Source organism: Microtetraspora sp. NBRC 13810, assembly GCF_030268685.1.
Taxonomy (GTDB): domain Bacteria; phylum Actinomycetota; class Actinomycetes; order Streptosporangiales; family Streptosporangiaceae; genus BSRQ01.
Window position 1 is genome coordinate 52369 of the sequence record NZ_BSRQ01000005.1, and the last position, 16018, is coordinate 68386.

Annotated in this window: 12 protein-coding genes; 3 read left to right on the top strand and 9 right to left on the bottom strand. The window is 73.2% G+C overall.

Annotated elements, in window-relative coordinates; all coding sequences use genetic code 11:
- Positions 1 to 3 precede the first annotated feature (3 nt).
- The 6 genes from QSK26_RS12030 to QSK26_RS12055 are packed head-to-tail and all read right to left on the bottom strand — an operon-like array spanning position 4 to position 6994.
- Positions 4 to 915 carry a sulfotransferase gene (locus QSK26_RS12030; RefSeq protein ID WP_285775150.1) on the bottom strand — a complete coding sequence of 304 codons (912 nt, stop codon included), beginning with the start codon at positions 913 to 915 and terminating at the stop codon, positions 4 to 6.
- Positions 912 to 2231: a lipopolysaccharide biosynthesis protein gene (locus QSK26_RS12035; RefSeq protein WP_285775151.1), complete on the bottom strand. Its 1320-nt coding sequence runs from the start codon at positions 2229 to 2231 to the stop codon at positions 912 to 914. Before QSK26_RS12035 ends, QSK26_RS12030 begins: the two co-directional genes overlap by 4 nt.
- Positions 2219 to 3076 (bottom strand): sulfotransferase family protein, encoded by an 858-nt coding sequence (locus tag QSK26_RS12040; protein WP_285775152.1) that lies wholly within the window; start codon positions 3074 to 3076, stop codon positions 2219 to 2221. Before QSK26_RS12040 ends, QSK26_RS12035 begins: the two co-directional genes overlap by 13 nt.
- Positions 3073 to 3987, bottom strand: a complete 915-nt coding sequence (locus tag QSK26_RS12045) for a hypothetical protein (protein WP_285775153.1) — start codon at positions 3985 to 3987, stop codon at positions 3073 to 3075. Before QSK26_RS12045 ends, QSK26_RS12040 begins: the two co-directional genes overlap by 4 nt.
- The gene (locus tag QSK26_RS12050) at positions 3984 to 5261 is read right to left on the bottom strand and encodes a hypothetical protein (protein WP_285775154.1); all 1278 of its coding nucleotides are present in this window, start codon (positions 5259 to 5261) and stop codon (positions 3984 to 3986) included. The genes QSK26_RS12045 and QSK26_RS12050 overlap by 4 nt, the downstream gene beginning before the upstream one ends.
- A complete protein-coding gene (locus QSK26_RS12055; protein WP_285775155.1) occupies positions 5258 to 6994 on the bottom strand; it encodes a Wzz/FepE/Etk N-terminal domain-containing protein in 1737 nt (578 codons plus the stop codon). The genes QSK26_RS12050 and QSK26_RS12055 overlap by 4 nt, the downstream gene beginning before the upstream one ends.
- Positions 6995 to 7329: 335 nt before the next feature.
- Between QSK26_RS12055 and QSK26_RS12060 the strand changes: the two genes are divergently transcribed.
- Positions 7330 to 8604: a glycoside hydrolase family 26 protein gene (locus QSK26_RS12060; protein WP_285775156.1), complete on the top strand. Its 1275-nt coding sequence runs from the start codon at positions 7330 to 7332 to the stop codon at positions 8602 to 8604.
- Between the two features lie 18 nt (positions 8605 to 8622).
- Here the strand turns inward: QSK26_RS12060 and cysC are convergent, their stop codons facing one another.
- Both cysC and QSK26_RS12070 read right to left on the bottom strand, forming a co-directional pair.
- Positions 8623 to 9852: an adenylyl-sulfate kinase gene (gene cysC / locus QSK26_RS12065; RefSeq protein WP_285775157.1), complete on the bottom strand. Its 1230-nt coding sequence runs from the start codon at positions 9850 to 9852 to the stop codon at positions 8623 to 8625.
- Positions 9853 to 9891: 39 nt separating this feature from the next.
- Positions 9892 to 10620: a class I SAM-dependent methyltransferase gene (locus tag QSK26_RS12070; RefSeq protein WP_285775158.1), complete on the bottom strand. Its 729-nt coding sequence runs from the start codon at positions 10618 to 10620 to the stop codon at positions 9892 to 9894.
- Between the two features lie 191 nt (positions 10621 to 10811).
- On the opposite strand from QSK26_RS12070, the gene mfd reads away from it, so the two are divergent.
- A complete protein-coding gene (mfd, locus tag QSK26_RS12075) occupies positions 10812 to 14357 on the top strand; it encodes a transcription-repair coupling factor (protein ID WP_285775159.1) in 3546 nt (1181 codons plus the stop codon).
- 28 nt (positions 14358 to 14385) lie between these two features.
- The gene (locus tag QSK26_RS12080; protein WP_285775160.1) at positions 14386 to 15015 is read left to right on the top strand and encodes a SurA N-terminal domain-containing protein; all 630 of its coding nucleotides are present in this window, start codon (positions 14386 to 14388) and stop codon (positions 15013 to 15015) included.
- A 33-nt stretch (positions 15016 to 15048) separates the two neighbouring features.
- On the opposite strand, the gene QSK26_RS12085 is transcribed toward QSK26_RS12080, so the two are convergent.
- Complete coding sequence (locus QSK26_RS12085; RefSeq protein ID WP_285775161.1) at positions 15049 to 15996, bottom strand: nucleoside triphosphate pyrophosphohydrolase; 948 nt, start codon at positions 15994 to 15996, stop codon at positions 15049 to 15051.
- Positions 15997 to 16018: the final 22 nt, after the last annotated feature.

Genomic DNA, 16018 nt, shown 5'->3' on the forward strand with positions numbered 1-16018 from the left:
CCGTCAGCTCATGGACAGCGCGCGGACCCGGCGCGCGTCTTCCGGCGGCAGGTCGGGAGGGGTGAGGGCGACGCGGGAGTCCATGGGGCGGAAGGCGGTGTGGGACAGGCCGGTCCAGGCGAAGCCGCCCGGCGCGGCGGGCGGCGGGCCGCCGGTGCAGGCCAGGCCGATCCGCCGCTCGGCGCGGGCCGACCAGGGCAGACCGGCCCAGGTGTACAGATGCCGGAAGGCGGCCAGCGGGGCGGTGGCGAGATCCTCGTAGCGGACCACCAGGACGCCCGGATGGCGGTCCGCCAGCCGGGCGGTGATCGCGCTGGTCAGCCGCCACAACGCCGCCACCTTGGCCAGCCGGTCCTGCGAGCCGACCAGCGCCCTGGTCTCCGCCACCTCGGGATGGTCGCGCAGCAGCAGCGGTTGTTCCAGCAGCTCGTGGAAGTAGACCGTCCAGCCGAGCCGTTGCCAGCTCGCCGCCAGCGACACCGGGTCACGCACCAGGACGACCACCCGGCAGCCGAGCCGCTCCGCGAACCACCCGGCCGACAGCACCGCGAACGGGTCGTCGAGCAGCGCCCGCCGCCCCCGCAGCCGTCCGGCCGTGAACGCCGCGCCGTACCGGGCGAGCCGGGCCAGGTCGTACGGCGAGCGGTTGCGGCGCAGCTCGGCGAGGAAGCGGTAGCGCAGGGCGACGGTGTCGGCGAAGGCGGGCAGCCAGGCGGCTTCGTTGTCCCGGCAGATGTACTGGAAGCGGTGGGTGACGGTGGCGTTGAGCACGCCGGGGGAGCGGCCGGGCGGGTGCTGCGGGTTGAGCGGCTCGTTGACGTAGACCAGGTCGCCGCCGGCCGCGAGCATCTTGCCCGCCCAGCTCGTGCCGCTGCGCGGCAGGCCGGTGACGAGGACGGGACGGCGCGGGTTCACAGGGTTCTCCCGGGGGTGCGGAGGGCGGTGAGGGTGTGCCGGCCGAAGGGGCGCAGGCCGTACGCGCGGTGCAGCAGGAGGAGCGGGACGAGGTTCTTCACCAGCACGCCGGCCGACCAGCCGAGGGCCGCGCCGAGCGCGCCGTACCCGGGGATCAGCGCCAGGTCCAGTGTGACGGTGACCGCGACGGCGGCGGCGATGTGCGCCAGGCTCGCCGTGGTGTGCCCGGCGGCGGTCAGCACGACGTCCACCATGCCGCACGCCGAGGCGGCCAGCATCGTCGCGGACAGCACGACCGCCACCCCCGTCCCCCCGGCGTAGCCGTCCCCGAAGATCGGCAGCACCCACGGCGCGAACACCGCGTACCCCACCCAGATCGGCCAGGTCGCCAGCACCAGCCACACCGTGGTGACCTGGTACAGCTCGCGGGCGCGGCGCAGGTCGCCGGCCGCCAGCGCGCGGACCAGCCGGGGTTGCGCGGCCTGCGCCAGCCCCTGCCCGGCGAGCTGCCCGACCACCTTGAACCGGGTGGCGGCGGTGTAGAAGGCGGCCTCCACCGGCCCGGCGAGCACGGCGACCAGCACCACGTCCAGCCGCTGGAAGACCGCCTGGATCGCCCCCGCCACCGCCCGGGGCGCGGTGTGCCGCCACAGGTCAAGCGCGGTCCCCGGCATGTACGGCCGGCGCGGTGTCCGCCGCCGCAGGCACACCCATCCCAGCACCAGCACCGGCAGGTACGGCAGCGCCCAGCCGAGCGTGGGCGGGATCGCGACGGCGACGGCCCCGGCGACCAGGGCGAGCTGGGACAGCGGGAGGAACAGGCCGGTGAGGCAGACCGTCGGGCCTATCACCCCGAAGCCCCGGGTGGCCGCCACCAGCACCTCGGCGCACACGACGACGGGCAGGGCGGCGCCGAGCGGCCGGACCCATTCGGCGGGGACGCCGGTGGCGGCGGCGATCTCGTCGTGGTGCAGGTGCGCGATGACCGCCCCGGCCACGGACAGGACGAGCACGGGCAGCAGCGCTGCCCTGATATATCCGGACATGCCGTGGTGGTCGAACGGGCGGGACCTGGCGATGAAGTAGACCAGCCCGTTCCCGGCGTCCAGCCGCAGAATCCCGGCCGCCATCAGGCACAACGCCGTGGCCGTGAAGAACGCGCCCGCCTGGTGCGCAGGCAGCGACCGGGTGACGACCAGCACCAGCAGGAACTGCGCCAGCGCCCCGACCCCGGCGCCGAGCATCCCGGCCGCGCCCGCCCCGGCGAGCCCGCGCGAGCGGGCGCCGCGCGGGGACAGGCCGGTCACCGGCGCCACGACGGCTCCTCGCCCAGCCAGGGCCGCAACCGGGAGTCCCACGGCTCGAAGTGGTCGCGCAGGGCGCGGCGCAGCGAGACGGTCATCGGCGCCGGTCGCGGCCGGGCGTTGTGCCGCTCGAACACCGGATCGGCGACGTGCGGCAGCCCGAGGAACTCCAGCACCCGGTCATAGACCGCGTCGGGATCGGCGAAGAACCGGTGGCTGTCCAGCACGAGCAGCCGCTGCCGCCCCACCTGCGCCTCCAGCTTGCCGATCTGCTCGGCGTAACGGCCCCGGGCGAGGTAGGCGTGGTGCCGGTGGGCGTGGCTCTGCGAGTGGGGCTCGGCGCACAGCGCGTCGGCCTCCCCGGCGAGGCGGCGGCGTTCCAGTTGCAGCGCGTGCTCGAAGGAGCTCTCCTGCTCGAAGCCCCTGGCCAGCTCGTGCAGGTAAGCCGAGTAGGCCCGCTCGACCGGGTCGCGGACCAGTACGATCAGCTTGACCCCCGGCAGGTCCCAGGCGATCCTGGCCCCCGCCAGCGGGTGGAAGAGGTAGTAAGGCGAGGACTCGAAGGCCAGCGGCCGATGACCGAACCTGCGGTGCAGCCGGGCGGCGGTGGCCCGCAGCGGGAAGTGCGCCCGGTACCACGGCAGCCCCCGGCGGTAGGCCACGTCGAAGAAGTGCACGCCCTTGCGCAGCACCGGCTTGAGCACCAGCGGATGCTGGGCCAGCGCCCGGTAGAGCGAGGTCGTCCCGCACCGCTGCGCGCCCACGATCAGGAACGACGGCAGGATCCGGCTGCCCGAGGTGAGCCGGCCGGTGGTGAGCGAGACGGCGTGCGCCGAGCGCTTCAGGTGGGAGGTCACAGCACGCTCTCCTGGTGGTCGATGAGCGGGGTGAGCCAGCGGGCGGGCGGGCCCAGCGGCTCGTGCCCGTCGGCGGCGTGCCGGTCGGCCAGGGTGATCAGGTACCGGATGACGGTCAGCTTGGCCTGCGCCGCCGACAGGCCGTACGGGGCGAGGGTCTCGGTGGCCGAGGCCAGGCAGGAGCGGGCGGCGAGCGGTGGCCGCATCCGGCTCAGCGCCCGGGACAGGGACAGGTGCGCGGCGTCGAAGCCGAGCGGCACCCCGGACGCGAAGCGCTCCCAGTCCCACACCAGCAGCCGCCCGTCCGGCGCCCGCGCGATGTTCCACGGCGCGAAGTCCCCGTGCCAGGCGGACGGCGTGTCCGCGTCCAGGGCGGCGATCTCCGCCACGGCCGCATGGATCAGCTGTGCCGGGATCGGGCGGCGGCGGCGCGGCACCGGCAGCGGGGAGACGACGAGCACGTCCAGGCCGCGCCACTCGCCGTGGTGCAGCAGGACCGGCGGGCACACCGTCTTGAGCGGCGCGTCGGCGAGCAGGCGCAGCGCCGCGGCCTCGTTCCGCACCAGGGCGCGCGCCCGCGCCGAGTCGCCCACCTTGACGTACGCGGCGAGCCCGTCCGGCCCGTGCACCTCCAGCACCGGCTTGCGGTTGGCCCGCCGGGCGGGACGGATGTGCAGCACGACGCGCACCGGCATGCCGAGCACCTCGCCGAGATGGCCGATGATCGACTCCGCACCCGACGGCACGGGCACGGCCGGGCCGAACGGCCGGTGCCACCACGTGCGCGGCACCAGCCGCCGGGGCAACCGGGGATGCGGCAGCACCGAGTAGGCGGAAGGCTCCCCGGCGCCGGGGAAGAGCAGCCGGATCGTCCGCTCCAGGTAGCGCAGCCGGATCTGGGCGTCGTTCACGAAGACCCCCTCCACAACAGGGCGAACGAGATCAGGTACAGGCTGAGCGGGGTGACGAGGCCGTCGTAGACGAACATGTAGGACAGCACGAGGATCATGACGAGCACGCCCGCCATGCCGACCGGGGTGCGGTCGCGCCAGTAGCGGCGGATCGCGTTGAGGAAGAACGCCACGTAGAGCGCGGCGCCGACGAATCCCTGCGTGATCATCAGGTGCCAGAGCTGGCCGTCGCTGCCCAGGGGCGGGTGGCCGCACTCCCGGCACCAGTCGGTCTTCCCGGTGGTGATCGAGCGGTGGTTGCCCAGCGCGTTGCGGGTGTTGCCGTAACCGATCACCGGGGAGTGGGCGGCGGCCGACACGGTGGCGGTGATCGTGAAGGCGCGGATGTCGTTGCTGTGCGGGCTGTCCAGCCGTTTGGCGATGATCGTGTGCAGGGGGGTGGCCACGAAGACCAGGGCCAGCCCGGCGGCGGCCGTGCAGATGGCGAGCCTGGCCCGCGGGCCGAGGCGGACCAGCGCGTAGAGCGCGGCCAGGCCGAGACCGGCCCACAGGCCGCGGTTGAGCGAGTAGACCACCGGCACCATGGCCACCGCGATGATCACGACGGCGGCGACCCGGCGGCGGGCGTCGCCGTGCACCCACCAGCCGACCACGAACCACACCAGCAGCACCGACAGGTTGCTGCCCCACGCGTTCGCCCATTCGAAGGGGGCCTCCGGCCGGGGCAGGGCGTAACCGAGCACCTTCTGCGTCTGGGCCGCGGTGGGATGGATGAGGTTCTGCACGAAGGAGTTGCCGGCGATCCAGTCGGGCAGGACGAGCTCCACCGGCGAGGTGAACTCCAGCTTCGGGGCGAACACGCCGACCAGCCCGCCCACCACGGTGGTGACGAAGAGCACGCCGAGCATCCTGATCAGCGCGAGCTGGGGTAACTCGTGCTCACCGAGGTTCCCCAGGTAGAGGACGACGACGAGCAGCGCCACGTAGAGCGCGAGCCGCATCGCGAAGCCGAGCACCCTGCCCTGGCCGAACTCGCCGTACGTGCCGGGCGGCATCTCGGCCAGCATCAGCCCGCTGATCAGGAAACCGGCGAGCAGCAGCAGCCACAGCCCGAACCCCGGCGGCACCTTCAACGGCCGGCGCCGCCACAGGATCACCGTCATCGGAACCGCCACCACGATCACGGACAGCCCGCCGAAGCCGAGCGCCCACCAGACCGGGTACCCCACCAGCAGCGCGGCGATCGGCCACGCGACCGGCCGGACGCCTCTCACCCGTCCTGTGCCCGTCGGTCGGCGGCGCCACGCTCGACGTACACCACCCGGTCGGTGGGCGTGCGGTCGGCGACCCGGAGGTCCACGGTGGCGACATCCGGCCTGCCCACAGGCTCGGACCTGCCGGGTGGCGCCCCGCGCAGGTCGGCCCTGCCGGTACCGAGGTCGGCGGTGGTGAGGTCGGCGGCCCTGCGGTCCCGCCGGTCCGGGGTCCCGCGCTCGGGGGTCCCGCGCTCGGGTCGCCTCTGCTCCGGGTGCCAGGGCTCAGGATGTCCGGGCTCGGGATGCCGGGTTTCGGGATGCCGGGGCTCGGGCTGGTAGGCGGAGCGCAGCGGGGTCGTCTCGTCCCTGGGGCCGGCCACCGGCGCGGCGGACCTGGGCACGGCGGGCCAGCCGGGGCCGTCGGAGGAGGCGACCAGCCGGCCGAGCTCCGTGTCGACCGGCGCGCTCCCGCGTACGGCGGGCCGGGCGGGCGGCAGGAGGTCGGGCACCGGCTCCGTCCGTCGTGCCGAACGGCGGCGGCGGGTGACGACGGCGCCGACCACCCGGGTGCCGTGCCGGGACAGGCTGCGCGCGGCGGCCGTCACCTCACGCGCCGAACCGGGCGTGCCGACCACCAGCAGGGCGCTGTCGGCGCGGGCGAGATCGCGCAGGTCCTCCCCGGTGAGGAGGGTGACCGGGGCGAGGGCGGCGTCCAGCACGGCGGCGAGCTGCCGCAGGTCGCCGGTCGCCCCGACCGGGCGGAGCAGCAGGTGGTCGCCGGGCCGGGCGGCGAGGAGCGCGGCCGTCAGCTCGTGCAGCGCGCCGAGCGGGGTGCCGGACCGCGAGCCCTTCCGGCGGGCGGGGTCGTAGGGCGCGCCCAGCCGGTCGAAGGCCAGCTCGGCGTGCACCGGGATCCTGGTGAGCCGCTCGACGTCGGCGGCGGACCGCAGCCGGGTGTCGAGCCGGTCCCGGGCGAACGCGGCGCCGGCGCCGGCGACCAGTCCGGCCATCAGCCCGCTGCCGAGGTAGAGGGGGAAGCTGGGGGCGCTGGGCCGCTTCGGCGGCCTGGCCTCGCTGATCACCGAGCCCGGGTCGATGGCCACGGTGCGCAGCGAGTCGTAGCGGGCGGTCAGGTTGTACGCCTGGCGGCTCAGCACGGTCTGCCGCTGGTAGGCGATCGTGTGCTCGGCGGTGCCCCGCTCCAGGGCGGTCACCGTGGTGGCGACCTCGCCGAGGTCGGTGTTGACCTGCTTGAGCTTCGCGGCGAGCGTCTTGAGCTGGGCGTTGACCGCCTCGGTGGCGGCCTCGGCGCGGTGCCCGAGGTACGCCTGGGCGAAGGCGGCGGCCCTGGTGGCGGCCAGGCCGGGCGTGGGCGCGGCGGCGGAGATCGACAGGATCGACGAGTTGGGCGGCACGCTCACCTCCAGCGGGACCGGGTCGGCCGAGCCGAGGATGGTGGCGGCCTTGGTGGCCACGACGGCGGACTGGGCGATCTGTGCCTCGGTGTCGAGGTTGAGCGCTTCGCGCTGCCGGTTGCCGGTCGGCATGACCTGGTCCTGGAGCCCGGTCGGGGAGACCAGCACCTGGGTGGTGGCGGTGTAGGCCGGCGGGGTCAGCCGCAGCAGCCCGGCGCTGCCGGCGAACCCGGCGGCGACGCAGAAGAGGAAGATCAGCCACCGCCGCCTGAGCAACGAGGTGTAGGCGCTCAGCTCCCCGCCGGGATGGCCGGGGTCGGCCGGTGACAGGCTCATCGAAGGGTTTCCTCCCGGCCGGGGCGCGACGACCGTGGGCGTCCTCGGGCTCTGTGGGTGCTTTCAGGGCTCACTCACTATAGGGCGGAGGTCTATTCTCCAGGCAGAATTCGGAAGATTCTCGGCCGATCGCTTTACCTAACTGGGCGCCATGACTCGATTTATTGCGAAATATCCATTGACTTGCTCTGGCCTGCGGGAACACCCACCCGTGAAGTCGGTCACGAGATGCCCTCGACCGATGGCAGGCTTGGGGTAGGGGGAGTTGGAAAAGAGCGAGAGAACGATTTTCGAGGGGAGTTGGGGGACTTTTGCCTCGTCTAACCTATAGAGCGGTGGATATCCGGAGAATCGCCGGCCGGCGGCCGGTCGCCGTTCAGGACCGGGGCACGCGCCCGGGGGCCGGGGCCGTCCGGCGGTGGTCGTGGCCGGCGGTGTCGGCGTCGGTGGCGCTGCTCACCGGGGCGGCCGGCTGCGGAGCGGGCGAGGTGACGCCACCCGCCCCGCCGGCCCAGCAGCAGCGGTCCGCCGACCGGGTGAACGGCCTGCTCGGGCTGGCGCCGTCCCGGCAGTGCCAGGTCACCGCGAAACTGATCCCGTCCTGCGGGGCGTGGTGGGGGATCGCGCCCGAGGTGTTCACGGAGACGCCGCCGCACCTGGCCCTGAAGAGCGCCGAGCGGCGGATGGACCGCAGGGCCGACATCATGCACGTCTACCACCGGGGCAAGGAGCTGTTCCCCACCGCCGCGGAGCGCGCGCTCACCCGGGACATGCGCCGCCCGCGGATGCTGCTGGTCAACTGGAAGCCGTCCTTCGAGCACACCTGGGCGCAGATCGCCACGGGCGCGGTGGACCGGCGCATCGACCGGCTGGCCCGGCACGTCAAGAAGACCTATCCCGAGCGGTTCTTCCTCACCGTGCACCACGAGCCGGAGGACGACGTGCGCACCGGCGCCGACTCGGGGATGACCGCGGAGGACTACGCGGCGATGTACCGGCACGTCGTCATGCGCCTGCGGGAGAAGGGCGTGACCAACGTCGTCACGGTCATGACCTACATGGGCGCGCCCAACTGGGCGTCCAAGCCGTGGTTCGAGACGCTCTACCCCGGCGACGACGTGGTGGACTGGGTGGCCCTCGACCCGTACGCCGACCGCAGGGTCACCGACTTCGACAGCCTGATCAACAAGACCCGTCCCGACTTCCCCAACTGGCCGGGCTTCTACCGCTGGATGCAGTGGCGGTTCCCGGGCAAGCCGATCATGCTCGCCGAGTGGGGGGTGTTCGAGCGGCCGGACGACCGGGGGTACAAGGAGCGCTTCTACCGGTCGGCGCGGGCCAGGATCCCGCACTATCCGCAGATCAAGGCGGTGGTCTACTTCGACTCGCCGCACGCGCCCAGGGGGGACACGAGGTTCGACACCACGAGCGGCGCCGGGCGCGCCTTCACCGAGCTAGCCGGCGACCGCTACTTCCGCTCCACCCCGGTAGGCCGCCGGGTCGCGGGCCCGGACGAGCGCCAGAGCGAGCCGGGTGTCGCGGGAACCGAGCCTGGTGTGGCCGGTACCGGCGAGCCCGCCGCCCCCCGGGTCGGCCGGGGGCCGCGGTGAGCCCCGGTCCCGGCGCGGTCAGCGCACCCAGCCGCCGCCGGTGAGGAGGCCGAGGACCGTGCTCACCGCGCGCTCGACCGGCATGCCGGTGGTGTCGATCGTCAGGTCGGCGTCGTCGGGCTCCTCGTAGGGGTCGCTGATCCCGGTGAACTCCGGGATCAGGCCGGCCCGCGCCTTGGCGTACAGCCCCTTGCGGTCGCGCCGCTCGCACTCTTCGAGCGGCGTGGCCACGTGGACGAGCAGGAAGTCGGCGCCGACCGCCTCGGCCATCTCGCGGACCTCGGCCCGGGTGGCGGCGTACGGCGCGATGGGCGCGCACAGGGCCAGGCCGCCGTGCCGCGCGACCTCGGCCGCGACGAAGCCGATCCGCCGGATGTTCAGGTCGCGGTCGGCCTTGGAGAAGGTCAGCCCGGCCGACAGCAGCCGGCGCACCACGTCGCCGTCGAGATACGTCACGGTACGGCTGCCGCGCTCCAGCAGCGCGTCGTGCAGGCCCCTGGCGATGGTGGACTTGCCGGAGCCGGACAGGCCGGTGAAGAAGACCACCAGGCCGCGCCGGTGCGGCGGGCCGGGGATGGTGACCGGCTCGGGTCCCGCGAGGTGCTCGGCCGCGCCGTACGCCTCGGCGACGTGTTCGCGCAGCTCCAGGTCGATGGCCGGCTCGCGGGGCGCGAGCGGCACGGCGGCGACGAGCGTGCCCTCGGGCAGCCGGTCGCGGGCGGCGAGCGCCGCGCGGACCACGGCGGGACCGCCCTCGCCGAAGGCCAGGGGCAGCAGCAGGATCGACGCGTCCAGCTCGGCGGCGGTCGCGGTGATCTCGCCGAGGTCGTCGAGCGGGCCGCGCATGGTGACCGCGAGCACCTCCCTGTCGCCCAGCTCCTTGCGGATCTCGGCCGGAGTGCGGCGCAGCCGCGCGAAGGGGCCGTGCTCGGGCGCGCTGAGCGCCTCCACGGGGCCGGCCACCTGGCCGTGCGCGCGCTCGGTGACGGTGAGGACGGCGAGCGCCGCCCCCTCGGGGTCGCGCAGCGTCACCCGGTCCCCGGGCGCGGCGGGATGATCGTCCGGCAGGTCGAGCGTGACCGGCGCGGGCCACGGCGTGCCGTCGGCCATCCGGCCGTAGTCGGTCACGCTGTGCACGTCTGCGGCTGTCATGAAGCCGGTGAGCGGCTGGAACGCGCCGGACAACAGAAGCTCCAGATCGGCGAGCTCGCGGGCGTCGGGGGTCCACTCGGAATTGCTGGCCGTCATCGCTTCGCGTCCCTGGTACGTGGCTGCTGCTGTCGTGGCTCAGATTAGCCGGGCGAAGTGGTTCTGTGGTTTGCGGATCACCAGGGTCACCTCGTCGTGCGCGGCCGTACGGCGGCCGCCCGACAGCCGGTCGACCAGCGCGCATATCGACCGGGCCACCCCGCCCCACGGGCCGTAGAGCGCGGGACCGCTGTTGCCGCGCAGGTCGTCGGTGATCCGCAACCCGCGCACCAGGCAGAAGGAGTGCAGGCTCTCCCGCGAGGTGACCGGCTCGTAGACCGCGGGCAGCGGCCCCACGGTGCTCTGCGGCACGAACCTGCGCCACACCGCGCGGCGCAGCCAGCCGGGCAGCAGCCGGTCGCAGAACCCGTAGGCCGAGGTGCGGTCGCGCATCCGGATCAGCAGCAGCCCGCCCGGCCGCAAACCGGCCAGGATGCGGTCGAGCACCAGCTCGGCGTACTGGATGCGCTCCACCAGGAAGTCGATGTAGACGACGTCGAAGGAGCGCGGCGGCAGCGGCACAGAACGCAGGTCGCCGAGCGCCCACGTGTCGAGGTCGTCCCGCTCGGGGACGATCGCCCGCAGCTCCGGCAGGTCTTCGTCGATCCCGGTGATCCGCGCCTCCATCCGCTCCACCCGCAACGGGTCGGGCCTGCCGCACCCGGCGATCAGGATGTCGAGCCGCCTGCCGAGCTGCTCGGTCCATTGCTCCCTGATGCGCCTGATGAACAGGTCGTCGTGTGCCACGACCGATCTCACGTCAGACATGTGACTCACAGTAATCAATCGGGTGCGCTCAGCCAGGTATTTCCGGTCGTTCGGACGAACCGGGAACCCGCCGACGGGCCGCGCGCCGTACCGGGGTGCGGCCAAGTAACCTTGTGGGGTAACCCCCGCGACCACCACATCTCAGGCCGGGGGTGCTCGTGTTGCCGTCGTGGGGCTGTGGGCGAATCACAATGATGCTTTCCGGAGTGCTTGACCTTGTCGCGGGCGAGCGGGAGTTCGCCGACGTCCTTGCCGATGTCCGCGGGGGCGACGTCTCCGACGTCTCTCTCATCGCCCCGCCGGCGTTGCGTCCCTTCGCGGTGGCCGCGCTGTCGCGGGAGGGCGCGGCACAGGGGGCGCGCACCGTGCTCGCGGTGACCGCGACCGGCAGGGAGGCGGAGGACCTCGCGGCGGCTCTCACCAGCCTGCTGCCCGAGACCACCGTGGCGGTGTTCCCCGCCTGGGAGACGCTGCCGCACGAGCGGCTGTCGCCGCGCAGCGACACCGTGGGCCAGCGGCTCGCCGTGCTGAGGAGGCTCGCCCACCCGGTGGAGGGCGACTCCTCCGCCGGCCCGCTCCAGGTCGTGGTGGCCCCGGTCAGGGCGCTGCTCCAGCCGATCGTCGCGGGCCTCGGCCACCTGGTCCCGGTACGGCTGCGCGCCGGCGACGACGCCGAGCTCGAGTCGGTGGTGGAGCGGCTGGTGGAGAACGGCTACCACCGGGTCGACATGGTGGAGAAGCGCGGCGAGGTGGCCGTGCGCGGCGGGCTGCTCGACGTCTTCCCGCCCACCGAGGAGCACCCGCTGCGGCTGGAGTTCTGGGGCGACACGGTCGAGGAGGTCCGCTGGTTCAAGGTCGCCGACCAGCGCTCGCTGGAGGTGGCCGAGGGCGGCCTGTTCGCCGCGCCGTGCCGGGAGCTGCTGCTCACCGGGGAGGTGCGGGAGCGGGCCAGGGAGCTGGCCGAGCGGCACCCGGCGCTGGCCGAGATCCTCGACCAGCTCGCCGAGGGCGTGCCGGTGGAGGGCATGGAGGCGTTCGCGCCGGTGCTGGCCGGCGAGATGGACCTGCTGATCGACCATCTGCCGCTGCGTTCGGCCGTCTTCGTCTGCGACCCCGAGCGGATCAGGGGCCGCGCGGACGAGCTGGTCCGCACCAGCCAGGAGTTCCTGGAGGCGTCGTGGATCAACGCGGCCTCCGGCGGCGAGGCGCCGATCGACCTCGGCGCGGCGGCCTTCCGCGACCTGGCCGAGGTGCGCGACCACGCGCGCCGGCTGGGCATGCCGTGGTGGTCGCTGGCGCCGTTCGAGGACACCGCGGAGGGGGCCGGCGTCGCGCTGCCCGCCCGGGAGTCCGAGACCTACCGGGGTGACACGCAGCGGGCGCTCGGCGACATCAAGGGCTGGCTCGGCGAGGGCCGCGCGGTGGTGCTGCTCAGCGAGGGGCACGGCCCGGCCGAGCGGATGGTCGAGCTGCTCAAGGGGGTGGACGTGCCGGCCAGGCTGGAGCCGGGCCTGCCCGTCCCGCCGGAGCCGGGCGTCGTGCACGTGACCACGGCCCGGATCGAGCACGGCTTCGTCACCGCCTCCCTCGCCGTGCTCACCCACCTGGACCTCGTGGGCCAGAAGGCGTCCACCAAGGACATGCGGCGGCTGCCCTCGCGCCGGCGGAACATGGTGGACCCGCTCCAGCTCAAGCTCGGCGACCACGTGGTGCACGAGCAGCACGGCGTGGGCCGCTACGTGGAGATGGTGCAGCGCACCGTGCAGGGCGCCACCCGCGAATACCTGGTGATCGAGTACGCCAAGGGCGACCGGCTCTACGTGCCCACCGACCAGCTCGACGAGGTCACCCGATACGTCGGCGGCGAGGCGCCCACGCTCAACCGGATGGGCGGCGCCGACTGGTCCAAGGCGAAGTCCCGGGCCAAGAAGGCGGTCAAGGAGATCGCCGGGGAGCTGATCAGGCTCTACAGCGCCCGGATGGCCTCGCCCGGCCACGCCTTCGGGGTGGACACCCCCTGGCAGCGCGAGATGGAGGACGCCTTCCCCTACGCCGAGACGGGCGACCAGTTGGAGGCGATCGACGAGGTCAAGCGGGACATGGAGCGCCCGCTGCCGATGGACCGGCTGATCTGCGGCGACGTGGGCTACGGCAAGACCGAGATCGCGGTGCGCGCGGCGTTCAAGGCGGTGCAGGACGGCAAGCAGGTGGCGGTCCTGGTGCCGACCACGCTGCTGGTGCAGCAGCACCTGTCCACGTTCGCCGAGCGTTTCTCCAGCTTTCCCGTCGTGGTCAGGCCGATGTCGCGGTTCCAGACCGACGGCGAGGTGAAGGAGACGATGAAGGGCCTCACCGAGGGCGCGGTGGACGTCGTCATCGGCACCCACCGGCTGCTCAGCCCGGAGGTCAGGTTCAAGCAGCTCGGCCTGATCATCGTGGACGAGGAGCAGCGCTTCGGCGTCGAGCACAAAGAGGCGATGAAGCACCTGCGTACCCAGGTGGACGTGCTGGCGATGTCCGCCACGCCGATCCCGCGCACGCTGGAGATGGGTCTCACCGGCATCAGGGAGATGTCCACCATCCTCACCCCGCCCGAGGAGCGTCACCCCATCCTCACCTTCGTCGGCCCCTACGACGAGAAGCAGATCGCGGCGGCGGTGCGGCGCGAGCTGATGCGCGACGGCCAGGTGTTCTTCGTGCACAACCGGGTGGCCAGCATCAACAAGACCGCGCTGCGGCTGCGTGAGCTGGTGCCCGAGGCCAAGATCGCGGTGGCGCACGGCCAGATGAACGAGAACCAGCTCGAAAAGATCATGGTGGACTTCTGGGAGCGCAACTTCGACGTGCTCGTCTGCACCACGATCGTCGAGTCCGGCCTCGACGTGCCCAACGCCAACACGCTCATCGTGGACCGGGCGGACAACTACGGCCTGTCCCAGCTCCACCAGCTCCGCGGCCGGGTCGGCCGGGGCCGCGAGCGCGGCTACGCCTACTTCCTCTACCCGCCGGAGAAGCCGCTCACCGAGACCGCCCACGAGCGTCTCGCCACCATCGCCCAGCACACCGAGATGGGCGCGGGCATGTACGTGGCGATGAAGGACCTGGAGATCCGCGGCGCGGGCAACATCCTCGGGGCCGAGCAGTCGGGCCACATCGCCGGCGTCGGGTTCGACCTCTACGTGCGGATGATGGCGGAAGCCGTACAGGAGCAGAAGGCCAAGCTGTCCGGGGAGCCGGCGGAGGAGGCGGAGCGGTCCGACGTCAAGGTCGAGCTGCCGATCAACGCGCACATCCCGCACGACTACGTCACCTCCGAGCGGCTGCGGCTGGAGGCGTACAAGCGGATCGCCGCGGTCGGCTCCGACGACGACATCGCCGCCGTCCGCGACGAGCTCACCGACCGGTACGGCAGGCCGCCCGAGCAGGTGGAGAACCTGCTGGAGGTCGCCCGCTTCCGGGTCCGCGCCCGCCAGGCGGGGCTCACCGACGTGACCCTCCAGGGGCAGCACATCAAGTTCGCCCCGGCGCGGCTGAAGGACTCCCAGCAGGTCAGGCTCCAGCGGCTCTACCCCAAGGCGTTGCACAAGCAGGCGGTGGACACCCTGCTCGTGCCGGTGCCGAAGACGAAACCGCTGGGCGGCCGGCCACTGCGCGATCTCGATCTGCTGAAATGGTGCGGCGAACTGGTCCAGGCGATGTTCCTGGAAACGGCCACAGCGGGCAGCGCGGTAAAGTAAGCGCGGTTTGTCGGAAGGGATCCCCACGTTGAAGACACCAAAGCGTCTCGCCCTCGCCCTGATGGTCGCCGGCTTCGCGCTGACCGCCTGCTCCTCGGCGCAGCCCGGCACCGCGGCGATCGTCGGCAGTGACCGTATCACCGCGAGCAGGCTCGATGCGGATGTTCGCGAGGCCCAGGCGGCGCTGGCGAAGGACCCGTCCGCCCAGCAGCAGCAGAGTTCGCTCTCCCTGCCGCAGATGGCGTTGCTCCAGCTCGTCGAGGTGAGCCGCTACGACCAGCTCGCCCGCAAGGACGGCGTGGCGGTCACCAACGGCGAGGTCGACGGCTTCATCAGCGCCCAGGGCGGCCTGCCCCAGGTGCAGCGCACCCTGCTCGGCCAGGGTGTCGCGCCGTCGATGACCCGGGACTACATCCGGGCGTTCCTCACCGCGCAGAAGCTCCTCGCCAAGCACGGCGGCGGCACCGACGAGGCCGCCCTCCAGCGGGGTCAGGAGCAGCTGGTCAAGGACCTCCAGGCGATCCCGGTCAGCTACAGCCCGCGCTACGGCAAGTTCGACCCGCAGACGGGCGTCTTCATCGACAGCGACCGGTTCGGCAAGACCGCGGGCCCGGCCGGCGGCGCCGCCGGCGACCCGGCGGCCCCGCCGATCCAGTAACGCCTCCCCGGCCGCCCCGCACCGGGGCGGCCGTCAGGCCCGCTGTTCCCAGGACCGGACGAGGGCGGCGTAGGCGCGGGCGGCCGCCCGCAGCTCGGCCTCGGGGTCGAGGCCGTCGGCGCGGGCCTGCCGCACCAGCTCGAACAGCCGGCGGCCCAGCGCGGAGGCGGCGTCCTCGGGAAGGCCGGCCGGGGCGCCGATGCGGTCGGCGCGGCGCTGGAGGGCGGCGGCCAGGGTGAGCGCGGGCTGGCCGAGGGGAACCCCGTCCAGTGCCGACTCGCGGCCCTTCTCGGCCCGCTCGGCCGCCTTGATGGCCTCCCAGTTGGCGTTGACCTCGTCCGCGCCCTCCACGGTGACCTCGCCGAAGACGTGCGGATGCCGGCGGACGAGCTTGGCCACGATGCCCTCGGCCACGTCGTCGATGTCGAAGCCGTCCGCGCGCTCCTTCGCCACCCTGGCGTGGAAGGCCACCTGGAGCAGCACGTCGCCCAGCTCCTCGCGCAGCGCCGGATAGTCGCCGTCCTCGACAGTCTCCACCACCTCGTAAGCCTCTTCCAGGAGGTACGGCACCAGCGACTCGTGGGTCTGCTTGGCGTCCCACGGGCACTGGACGCGCAGCCGGTCCATCACGGCGACGAGATCCAGCACCCGGGCGCCGGGCAGGTCGTAGGACCCGGGCACCATCTCGATCAGCGGCGGCTCGTCGGCGGCCAGCGCGGCGCGGCCGACGGCCCGCATGAGGTCCTCGTCGCCCTCCTGCGCGGCCAGCCAGACGATCTCGGCGCCGGCCGCCTCCCGCACCAGGCGCGCGGGGTCGGGCGCGACCACCTCGACCTCGATCCCCGCCTCGGCGAGGTAGGGGAGCTGGGGGTGGTCCGGCGTCCCAGTGAGCACGCGGCCGGACCGCAGGACCTGCCACGCGCGGTGCCCGAGCAGGCCGGGCGCGACCCTGGGCGAGGTGGTGAGGAGGATCAGCGGCATGGCTAGAAGGCTACGGCCTGCC

Excerpts from the sequence above, each read along its gene's own strand:
- cysC (WP_285775157.1), bottom strand. The coding sequence starts at position 9,852 with ATGACGGCCAGCAATTCCGAGTGGACCCCCGACGCCCGCGAGCTCGCC.
- QSK26_RS12070 (WP_285775158.1), bottom strand. The coding sequence starts at position 10,620 with ATGTCTGACGTGAGATCGGTCGTGGCACACGACGACCTGTTCATCAGG.
- QSK26_RS12055 (WP_285775155.1), bottom strand. The coding sequence starts at position 6,994 with ATGAGCCTGTCACCGGCCGACCCCGGCCATCCCGGCGGGGAGCTGAGC.
- mfd (WP_285775159.1), top strand. The coding sequence starts at position 10,812 with ATGATGCTTTCCGGAGTGCTTGACCTTGTCGCGGGCGAGCGGGAGTTC.
- QSK26_RS12085 (WP_285775161.1), bottom strand. The coding sequence starts at position 15,996 with ATGCCGCTGATCCTCCTCACCACCTCGCCCAGGGTCGCGCCCGGCCTG.